At 64.2% G+C, this 3,340-nt stretch carries 2 protein-coding genes; both read left to right on the top strand.

What is annotated here, in order from left to right:
- The first annotated feature begins 136 nt into the window (after nt 1–136).
- Nucleotides 137–2,884, top strand: a complete 2,748-nt coding sequence (locus tag JSV65_06175) for a hypothetical protein (GenBank protein UCH35938.1) — start codon at nt 137–139, stop codon at nt 2,882–2,884.
- A gap of 84 nt (nt 2,885–2,968) precedes the next feature.
- Nucleotides 2,969–3,340, top strand: a 372-nt coding sequence (locus JSV65_06170) for a hypothetical protein (GenBank protein ID UCH35937.1), incomplete at its 3' end; no start/stop codon positions are given.

Raw genomic sequence — 3,340 nt, 5'->3', positions numbered from 1 at the left:
CGTGCGTGGGACGCGGCGGAACGCGAGCCGGATCGCGGCGATCACCCTCGCTTGTCTGATACACGCAAGCTTCACTGCCCAGAAATCGGCAGTGGCAGTGCAACCGCGGGACGCGGCGAAAACAGCGGAGGCATTGATGACGTTTCAACTCGAAAACGACCACGCGATCTATGAAGTCGGCTCCAACGGGCAGAACCTACGCTTAGTGGACAAGCGGACGGGCGAGGATTACTGCGTCACCAAGCCGCGATCTGCCTTCGCGGAGATTCGCAAAGGCGGTCGCCGCTACGCGGCCTCGGCGGTGTCGTACGAGGGCGGGTATTTCGATATCCAGTTCGGGGGCGCGAATGTCAGCGCTGTGGTCCGCGCCGTCGCGGAGAGGCGGTATTTCACCCTCGAAGTGCTGTCCGTCACCGGCGAAGACGTAGAGGAGATGGTTTTCGCCAACGTCCACCTCACGCTCAAGGGCAGCCCGAAGGAATCATTCGCTTGCAGCGCTCTCGCGCTGAATCTGCAGACCAATGTTCCGGAGTTGCCCGGGGCGAGCAAGCGACTCTGGGCGGCATGCTACCCGAAGTTCGGCTTTGCCGGCGCGAAGGTGGCGCTCATCGCGTGTCCGCAGAGCGCACTGCGAGCGGTGATGCAGGAGGTCGTGACCGCGGCGCCCGACCTGCCGCACTCGCCCATCGGTGGCCCGTGGGCACTTGACGCGGAGATCAACCAGGGCTCCTACCTCTTCAACTTCGGCAACCTCTCCGATCAGACGGTGGATGAGTGGATCGAAGTGGCGCGGACCCTGGGCTTTAACCAGATAGACTTCCACGGGGGCAATTCATTCCGGTTCGGCGACTGCCGGCCTAACCCGGACACGTACGCGAACGGTTTCGCCAGCCTGAAGGGCGTCATAGACAGACTCCACGCCGCAGGCATTCGGGCGGGACTGCACACGTACGCATTCTTCATTGACAAGCGCTGCCCGTGGGTCACGCCGGTGCCGGACCCGCGCCTGGCGAAGGACGCGACGTTCACCTTGGCCGAGGCGCTCGACGTGGAAAGCGACACGATGCAAGTGGTCGAGCCGACGAGCGGCATGTCAGCGATCACCGGCTTCTTCGTCCGCAACAGCGTGACCCTGAGGATTGACGACGAGCTGATTACGTACAGCGGCGTCTCGAACGAGCCACCGTTTGTATTCACGGGGTGCCAGCGCGGCGCGTGCGGCACGAGCCCGGCGCCGCACGGGGCCGGGGCAGAGGTGCATCACCTCAAGGAGTGCTTCGGGCTGTTCGTGCCCGACCCCGATTCGACGCTCCTCGCGGAAGTGGCCGGCAAGACGGCGGAGGCGTTCAACCAGTGCGGCTTTGACATGATGTACCTCGACGCGCTCGACGGCGAGGACGTGCTCGGCGGCCCCGAGTACGGCTGGCACTACGGCTCCAAGTTCGTGTTTGAGATCTGGAAGCGCCTCGAGCGGCCCGCGCTCATGGAAATGAGCACCTTCCACCATCACCTCTGGTACGTGCGCTCGCGCATGGGCGCCTGGGATCATCCCACGCGGAGCCACAAGCGCTTCATTGACATCCACTGCGCCGCGAATCGCGAGAACCGGCGCATGTTCCTGCCCGGACAGCTCGGGTGGTGGGCGGTCAAGACCTGGTCCGGAGCCCAGGGCGAGCCGACGTTCCCCGATGACATCGAGTACTTGTGCTGCAAGGCATTGGCCAACGATACCGGGCTTTCACTCATGGGCATGGATCCCGGCAATATCGCGAAGGTTCCCGTGCTTGCCCGGCTGGCCGGCATCTTCAGACGCTACGAGGAACTGCGTCACGCGGGCTCCGTTCCCGAGTCGGTCAAGGCGCGGCTGCGGGCGCCCGGTCAAGAGTTCACACTGACCCAAAGCGCTGGGGGGAGTCCGCAGTTCCGGCCGGTGCAATATGCAAAGCACAAGGTGCAGGGTATGGACGGCTGGAGCAATGCGTGGCGCGTCAAGAACAGGTTCGGCAGGCAGCCGGTGCAACTGCGTATCGAGGCGTTGCTCTCGGCGGGTGCGTACGACGCGCCCGACAACCTGACGCTGGCTGACTTCGCGGATCCCGCCGAGTTCACCGACCGCGCCAGCCGCTCGGGCGTGCAGGCGGATTTGGCGACGTCTTCCGCGGAAGTGAAGGTCGGTGCGGCCAGCGGGCGCTTCACCGCCGCCAATACCGGAGCACGACGCAAGTCAGCATGGGCCAAGATGGTCAAGGTGTTCGACGTGCCCCTGGACATGAGCGAGCGGCAGGCTCTCGGCGTCTGGGTGCACGGAGACGGTCAAGGGGAGGTCCTCAATCTGCAATTGACGAGCCCTGCGCACATCGTTGCTGGGATCGGCGACCACTACATCGTTGTGGACTTCACGGGCTGGCGCTACTTCGAACTCATCGAGCCCGAGGGGGAGCGTTATTCCGACTATTTCTGGCCCTATGGAGGGGCGTACGCCATCTACCGCGAATCTGTGGATTACGGACATGTGGCTTCGTTAGGTCTGTGGTACAACAACATCCCACAGGGCAATACGGTGACGTGCTATCTCTCGCCGGTCAGGGCACTGCCGCTGGCGAACGTCAAGCTGCGGAATCCGTCGGTGACGGTTGGCGGGGAAACCATCGTCTTCCCGGTTGAGATCGAAAGCGGCGCCTACCTCGAATTCCGTTCGATGTCGGACTGCACGCTCTATGACCCGCAAGGGAAGATGGTCTGCGACGTGCAGCCGCAAGGTGCGGCGCCCGAACTGGCGCCCGGTGAGAATCAGGTCGCGTTTGAATGCGATGTCCCTGCGGGGGCGACGCCCAATACTCGCGCCTACGTGACCGTGATCAGCCAGGGCAAGGCCTTGCGTTGATGGCGGAGAGCGGGGCGCCGCTGCCGCGCGCGAGGGTGCCAGCGGCGCAGGGGCGCGTCGCGAGACGCGAAAGGAGACGTAGATATGATTAGACGTGTTGTAGTTGTCCTATTCCTGCTGACAGCCGTCAGCGCTGCGGCACATGCGAGGCGGGAGCCGATCCCCATCGCGGTGAGCTACGGCGTCTTCCTGCCGAGCGACTCGACGACGGAGACCGTTTTCGGGGATTCCTGGCCGCGCCTCAGCATCGGCGTGTTCGACCCGCAGATGGCACCGGAGTGGCGGCGCACCGCGGACTTCACGGCATATATGCATGAGGAAGACGGCGAGGCGAAGCTATACTCGCTGAGCTTCGGCGCGGAGCGGAGGCTCAGTACCAAGGGTCTGACCCAGCCCTATGTGGCGCTGCGCGCTGGGCCGTACTACGGGAAGGTCGAGGTGCCCGCGCTCAGCATT

The sequence above is a fragment of the Armatimonadota bacterium genome, from assembly GCA_020354555.1.
In the GTDB taxonomy this organism is placed as follows: Bacteria; Armatimonadota; Hebobacteria.
Note: the sequence above shows the minus strand (reverse complement) of the source record. Positions and strands in the feature narration are given on the sequence as shown.

Bases quoted from the DNA above. Each gene is read 5' to 3' on its own strand.
- JSV65_06175 (UCH35938.1), top strand. From the start codon at position 137: ATGACGTTTCAACTCGAAAACGACCACGCGATCTATGAAGTCGGCTCC.